Source organism: Azospirillum endophyticum (assembly GCF_016595245.1).
GTDB lineage: Bacteria > Pseudomonadota > Alphaproteobacteria > Azospirillales > Azospirillaceae > Azospirillum > Azospirillum endophyticum.
In genome coordinates, this window is record NZ_JAENHM010000006.1 from 1 (window position 1) to 6,101 (window position 6,101).

4 protein-coding genes and 1 pseudogene are annotated in these 6,101 nt (G+C 68.0%); 3 read left to right on the plus strand and 2 right to left on the minus strand.

The genetic code is table 11. The features are described 5' to 3' along the window. A partial coding sequence (locus JHL17_RS01515; RefSeq protein WP_200190291.1) for an alpha/beta fold hydrolase occupies window positions 1–1,115 on the plus strand: 1,115 nt, incomplete at its 5' end. Window positions 1,116–1,146: 31 nt separating this feature from the next. Beyond that, window positions 1,147–2,121 (plus strand): alpha/beta hydrolase, encoded by a 975-nt coding sequence (locus JHL17_RS01520; RefSeq protein ID WP_200190292.1) that lies wholly within the window; start codon window positions 1,147–1,149, stop codon window positions 2,119–2,121. A gap of 6 nt (window positions 2,122–2,127) precedes the next feature. On the opposite strand, the gene JHL17_RS01525 is transcribed toward JHL17_RS01520, so the two are convergent. Further along, a complete protein-coding gene (locus JHL17_RS01525; protein WP_200190293.1) occupies window positions 2,128–4,638 on the minus strand; it encodes a TonB-dependent siderophore receptor in 2,511 nt (836 codons plus the stop codon). A gap of 154 nt (window positions 4,639–4,792) precedes the next feature. On the opposite strand from JHL17_RS01525, the gene JHL17_RS01530 reads away from it, so the two are divergent. Further along, window positions 4,793–5,326, plus strand: coding sequence for an RNA polymerase factor sigma-70 (locus JHL17_RS01530; RefSeq protein WP_200190294.1), 534 nt, complete (start codon window positions 4,793–4,795; stop codon window positions 5,324–5,326). Window positions 5,327–5,341: 15 nt separating this feature from the next. On the opposite strand, the pseudogene JHL17_RS36905 reads toward JHL17_RS01530, so the two are convergent. Then, window positions 5,342–5,536, minus strand: a pseudogene (locus JHL17_RS36905) (hypothetical protein); the annotation flags it as partial. Window positions 5,537–6,101: the final 565 nt, after the last annotated feature.

A 6,101-nucleotide genomic window follows, 5' to 3' on the forward strand; every position in this document is an offset into this window, starting at 1 on the left:
CGGAGCGTGCCCTGGCGGCGCTGTGGTGCGAGCTGCTGCGGCTGGAGAGCGTCGGCGTCACTGACAACTTCTTCGAGCTGGGCGGCGATTCCATCCTCTCCATCCAGCTGGTCAGCCGCGCCCGCGCCCTGAAGTCGCTTGGGGTGTCCTTCAAGCTGCGCGACCTGATCCGCAAGCCGACGATTGCCGAACTGGTCGGTACGGTCGCGGAAGCGGCAGCGTCGAAGGCCGGACCGTCTCCGATCCTGGCGCTGAACCGGCAGGTGCCCGGACAGCCGCCTCTGGTCTGCGTCCATGCCGGTTTCGGCACGGTCTTCGATTACGAGCCGCTGGCCCGCCGGCTGGAGGGGCGGTGTGGCGTGCTGGCGATCCAGTCGCGCATGCTGCTCGATCCGGCATGGCGGGACCGCTCGCTGGAGGAGATGGCCCGGGACTATGTCGACCTGCTGCGCGAGCGGCAGCCGCAGGGGCCCTACCATTTGCTCGGCTGGTCGCTGGGTGGAACGCTCGCCGCGCTGATGGCGGCGGAACTGGAACGCCGGGGAGAGACCGTCCGGCGGCTCGCCCTGCTCGATCCCTTCGTGCCGTCGTTGGAAAACGGTGAACGCGGGGTGGACGACTGGCGCGACGATCTGGCCGGTTTCCTGTCGGTGATGCTGCCGGGCGCTGCCGTCGTCCGGCCGCAGGACGAACGGGAGGCGGCGGACGCGATCCGAAGCGTCGTCTTCCAAGCCCTCGATGCCCATCGGACCGGTGCCGCCGAAGGGTTGGGGGTCGCGATGGGGGTGGATGAGCTGACGCAGGCCTTCCTGACGGCCCGCCATCTGAAGCGCCTGTCCGCGGCGCAGCCTGCCTGCCCGCCGGTCGCCGCCGCGGCGCAGGGCTGGTGGATCGCCGGCCGCGACGCCGACCGGCTGCGGCTGGAGGCGCAGCTCGGCGGGAACCCGATGTCGTGGCGGACGCTGGGCTGCGGTCATTTCGAGGCGCCGCGCGACGAAGGCTTCCTGGCGGGCTTCCTGGCGGAGATGCCGGAAGAGATGCTGGGCGGCGGTGCGGGATCGCCGGCGGCCCGGCCCGACACCACGACAACCAACCTGGCGGATGCCGCGGAATGAGCGTGTCCATCCGAACCCGGAGCAACGATCCATGGCAGTGAACCCCGATATCGCCGCCTTCCTCGCGCTTGCGGCGGGGGGGCGCGAAGACGGCAGGGTGAAGCCGATGCACGCCCTGTCCCCGGCGGAGGCACGGCTTGCCTTCGAGCGCACCTCCCGCATGATGGATCCCGGCGGCGAGCCGGTGGACAGGGTAGAGGAGCTATCGATCCCCGCCCGTGACGGTGTCGATCTGCCGGCCCGTCTCTATGCGGACGGCCCGACCGGTGGGTTGGCTCCGGTGCTGCTCTTCTTCCATGGCGGCGGCTATGTCGTCGGCAGCCTCGAGTCCCACGATGGGCTTTGCCGGTCGATCGCATCGAAGAGCGGGGTCGCCGTCCTGTCCGTCGGCTACCGGCTGGCCCCGGAGCATCGGTTCCCCACGGCTTTCGACGATGCGCTGGACGCGCTGGCCTGGCTTGGCAGGGACGGTGCCGGTCCGGGGCTCGACGCCGGGCGGCTGGCGGTGGGGGGCGACAGCGTCGGCGGCAGTCTTGCCGCGGCGATCAGCCTGCGTGCCGCCACGGATCCCGGCCTGCCGCGCCCGCGGCTTCAGGTGCTGATCTATCCGGTGACCGACGCCACCGCCGACACCGGCTCGCTGCGGCGCTATGGCGAAGGGCATCTGCTGGAGCGGGCGACGCTGGACTGGTTCTATCGCCACTACGCCCGTGAGGAGGCGGACCGGCGCGACGGGCGGTTCTCGCCCTTGCTGGCGGAACTGCCGCCCGGTGTCGCATCGTCCCTGGCACCGGCCCTGCTCGTGCTGGCCGAGTGCGATCCGTTGGTGGATGAGGGGATCGCCTATGGGCGGATGCTGGCGGAGGCCGGCACCGCCGTCGATGCGCGGATCCATGCCGGCATGACGCACGATTTCCTGAGGATGAGCGCCCTGGTGGACGAGGCGGAGGAGGCGCAGGTTCTGATCGCCGCCGCGCTGCGCCGGCATCTGGATGAGGCCGGGTGAGGGCCGTCACCAGCTGTAGGACAGGGTCGCCAGCACTGCCCGGCGATTTCCGTAGAAGACCGAGTTGTCGTAGAAGCCCGGCGAGAAATAGCGGCGGTCGAACAGGTTGGTCGCGGTCAGGGCGATGCCGGCGCCGTCGAGCGCCGGACCGAGTCGTCCCAGATCGTAGCCGAAGCTGACGTCGACCAGCAGGTAGGGGGGGACGCGCACGCTGTTCGAGGCGTTGTAGGCCGCGCCGACATAGCGCATTCCGAGGCCGGCGGTCAGGCCGCCGGCCGCTCCCTCCTCGATATGCCGCCGCAGCCAGACCGCGGCGGCATGGCGGGGAACCGAGGCCACCCGCTTTCCGGTCCGGTCGGTTCCGCCGGGATAGGGGGTGTCGCGGGTGACCTGCGCGTCGGTGAAGCTGTAGGCCGCCGTCAGCTCGGTCCCGTTGCCGAGCGCCGCCTTGCCCTCCAGCTCGACGCCGCGCGACCGCGCCTCCCCGGTCTGGAGCGAATAGCCGGGGTTGTCCGGATCGGCGGTGGTCAGGCCGCGCTGGACCGCGCGGAACAGGGACAGGCCGAGCAGCCCGTCGAAGCCGGCGGGCCGGTAGCGCAATCCGGCTTCCCATTGCGTCCCCCGGCTCGGTGAGAAGGGGCGGCCCTGCACGTCGCTGTCGCTGTTCGGCTGGAAGGAGGTCGAATAGCCGGCGTAAGGCGTCAGGCCGTTTTCGAACCGGTAGGCCAGCCCGGCACGCTTGGTGAAGGCCCGATCAAACTGAGTCCTTTCCAGCAGCGGGCCGCCGGACAGGCTGCCGACGCTGCCGGTGTGGCTCCAGTCCAGCCGTCCGCCGAGCGTCAGCCGCCAGTTGCCGGCGGCGATCTCGTCCTGGGCATAGAGGCCGGTCTGGCGGATGCTGTCGGTCAGGTCGCGGGCCAGGATCGTGTCCCAGCCATAGGGCCCGCCATAGACCGGATCGAAGACGTCGAGCGCGTTGGCCACCGTGCCGTTCCGCCGCGTCTCGTGCGCCCGGTAGCGGCCATGGTCGATCCCGGCCAGCAGGCTGTGGCGCAGCGGGCCGGTGGCGGCGCTGCCTTGCAGGTTGGTATCCACCAGAAGAGTCGAGCTTGTCTTCGGACGGTCCTGCAGTCCGAACCGGTAGAGGCGGTCCGCCTCCAGCAGGCCCGAGGCCGCCCAGCTCGACAGATAGCCGACGCGGCTGTGGCTGTAGCGCAGGGTCTGGGTCGCGGTCCAGTTCCTGGAAAGGGCATGCCGGATGTCGTAGCCGGCCGACAGGGTGCGCGAGCGGTAGGAGCTCAATCCCGGATAGCCGAGGAACAGGCTCGAATCCAGGCGCCCATAGGGATTGTCCAGCACCGTCCCCGATGCCGGAAAGCTCTGCTCCGCCCCCATCTTGCGGAAATCGAGATAACTGGCGAGCAGCGTGATGTCGGTTCCTTCGCCGGCGGACCAGGACAGGGCGGGCGCGACATAGAGGCGGTCGTCCGGCGTGTGTTCGACCTGGGTGCCGCTTCGCCGCGACAGCATCGTCAGTCGGTAGCGGAGCGTCCCCCCGGCGTCGATCCGGTCGCTGAGATCGGCGGTGACCTGACGCCGGTCATGGCTGCCGCTTTGCAGCTGGAGCCGATGGAACGGGCTTGCGGTCGGGCGCTTGCTGGTCAGGGAGATGGCCCCGCCGGGCGGCATCGCGCCGTAGAGCGTGGAGGCCGGCCCCTTCAGCACTTCCACCCGCTCCACGCCGAAAGGCTCGTATTCGATCCCATAGGGATTGTAGCCGCTGCGCAGCCCGTCGATCATGACGGACTCCGAACTCTGGCGGAAACCGCGGACGAAGACGTCGATGGCTCCCTGCCCGCCGGGATAGTCGATGGGACGGACACCGGCGCTGTAGGCGAGCGCGCCGTTGATGTCCTGGACGTCGCGGTGGTCCAACTCCTCCCGCGTCACGATGGACAGTCCTTGCGGCTGATCCTCCACGGGCGTTGCGGTTTTGCCCGCGCCGCGGCCGTGGGCGGGACCCCGCACCGCCTGCCCGGCGGACGGTGTGTGGCCCTCCACCGCCAAGCCCGGAAGGAAACCGGGATTTTCCTGCAGCCGGCCGATGGTCACCACCCGGTCCCGCATGTCGAAGGCGAGATCGGTGCCGCTCAGCAGGATGGACAGCGCGACCGCGGGGTCCATCGGCCCCGACAGGGCCCGCGACCGGTGGTCGGGCAGGATGTCGGGGCTGTAGAGAATCTGCAGGCCGGTCTGCCGGCCGAAGGCGGTCAGTGCCTCCCGAAGGGGCAGGGCGGGGATCGCCAGCGGCATCTCCTGCACTGCCGGGCGTTCGGCCGGGCGCTGGATGGCTGCCGGATCGGCGGGTTGGTCGAAGGCGCTGGCAAGAGCATCGGTTGGCAGCGCCACCCAGCCGCCCGCAACGCAGCAGACCGTCAGCCAACCGAGCCCCGGCCCGCTGCGGCCGGTGCCGCGGCGTCCTGTGGTCGGGCGGAGCCCCGTGAGACGATCGGTCATCCAAAGCCCCTGCAACGCACGCTGGAAAACGCGTTGGGAAATTCTGCCGTTTTCCTATTTGCAAATAATTGTCAATTGCATTAGCCTGCGGCGGCTTGTCAAGCCATAGGGATTGCAGCCCCGCCCCGGCTTCACTCTGCACAAGGAGCTCTTCATGCGACAGGTAGGATCCGTCGAAAGCCAGACCCTGTGCGACGTCTTCACCACGCACCGGCGTTCGTTGATCGGCATTGCCGAGCGGATCACCGGTTGCCGCCACCATGCCGAGGACGTTGTCCAGGACGCTTTTCTCAAACTTCTGGGGGCGGAGCCGACCAATTCCATCCGGGCCAAGGGGGGCTATCTGATGATGGTCGTCCGCAATCTGGCGATCGATCATTACCGCCGGAAGGGCATGGAGTCACGCCTGCTCGCATCGGAGGAGGAAGGGCAGTCGGTCAGCACGCCGGACGCGGCGTCGCCGGAAAGCGTGAACGTAAACCGCCAGCTCCTTCAGACGCTCGAATCCGCCCTGGCCGATCTGCCGGACCGCACCCGCTACGCCTTCGAGATGCACCGAATCCACGGCCACAGCCAAAAGGACATCGCGGCGACCCTCGGCGTGTCGCCGACGCTGGTCAACTTCATGATTCGCGACGCGCTGATCCATTGCCGCAAGACGATGAAGCGAATCGATCCCTCGTCCTGACCCGATCTAAGGCGATCAGAGTGGTGGAAAATCGGTTGGTGCAGTGGAGATCATAGGTCCGGCGGCTTTGGGTGGAAAAGTGATTACGGAGACGGCCCCGGTCGGCACCATCCCAGCCATGGCCTCGACCTGCATGCGGCGGTTCTGTGTCTGCCACTCGCCGTTCTGTTCCATCAGCATCGCTCCGATCAACCCGATGATGACCGCCTCGACAATGTTGCCAATTATCACCCTCGGGGCAGGTTCCGCCGAAAGGGCTTGCGGCATCCTTCGATGACGGCGGTATGCGGAAAACGACGTTAACGTGATCGCCGTCGATCTCGATCCGGCGAACCATGGCACGAATGATCTCGCACATGCCGCTCCAGTCCAGCTCATCCAAGCTCTGGTGAACCTTAGTTGGCGAAATCCTCAAGGCGACCAATGATCAGCGCCAATTTGCTCTCCACTTGGCGTCCTCGGCTGCCTTGCGCCGCTCTTCTTCCAGGCGCGACAAACGCTGCTTCATGCCGCTGATGCGAGGTTCGAGTTCGGCGCGGTTCAGTACGCTTCGCTGTCGAGCCGGTCATAGCCGTCGCCCGGAGACGCCGGTCGATCGAGCCCACCACCGTCTTCTCCTGGGCGACAGGGAGGCGAGCCATCAAGCGCTCGCCTGCCAAGCCCATCGCCGAAAAGCATAATTGCGGTACTGGATGTACGGCCCGTCCAACTCGCCTAGAGGCTGTTAGGGACTTGTAGGATGGCGACAGCTTTTCCGAGCATGAGGCAGGCGAAA

What these genes read in the sequence shown, in the direction of transcription:
- JHL17_RS01530 (WP_200190294.1), top strand. Translation starts at nt 4,793, where the DNA reads ATGCGACAGGTAGGATCCGTCGAAAGCCAGACCCTGTGCGACGTCTTC.
- JHL17_RS01525 (WP_200190293.1), bottom strand. Translation starts at nt 4,638, where the DNA reads ATGACCGATCGTCTCACGGGGCTCCGCCCGACCACAGGACGCCGCGGC.
- JHL17_RS01520 (WP_200190292.1), top strand. Translation starts at nt 1,147, where the DNA reads ATGGCAGTGAACCCCGATATCGCCGCCTTCCTCGCGCTTGCGGCGGGG.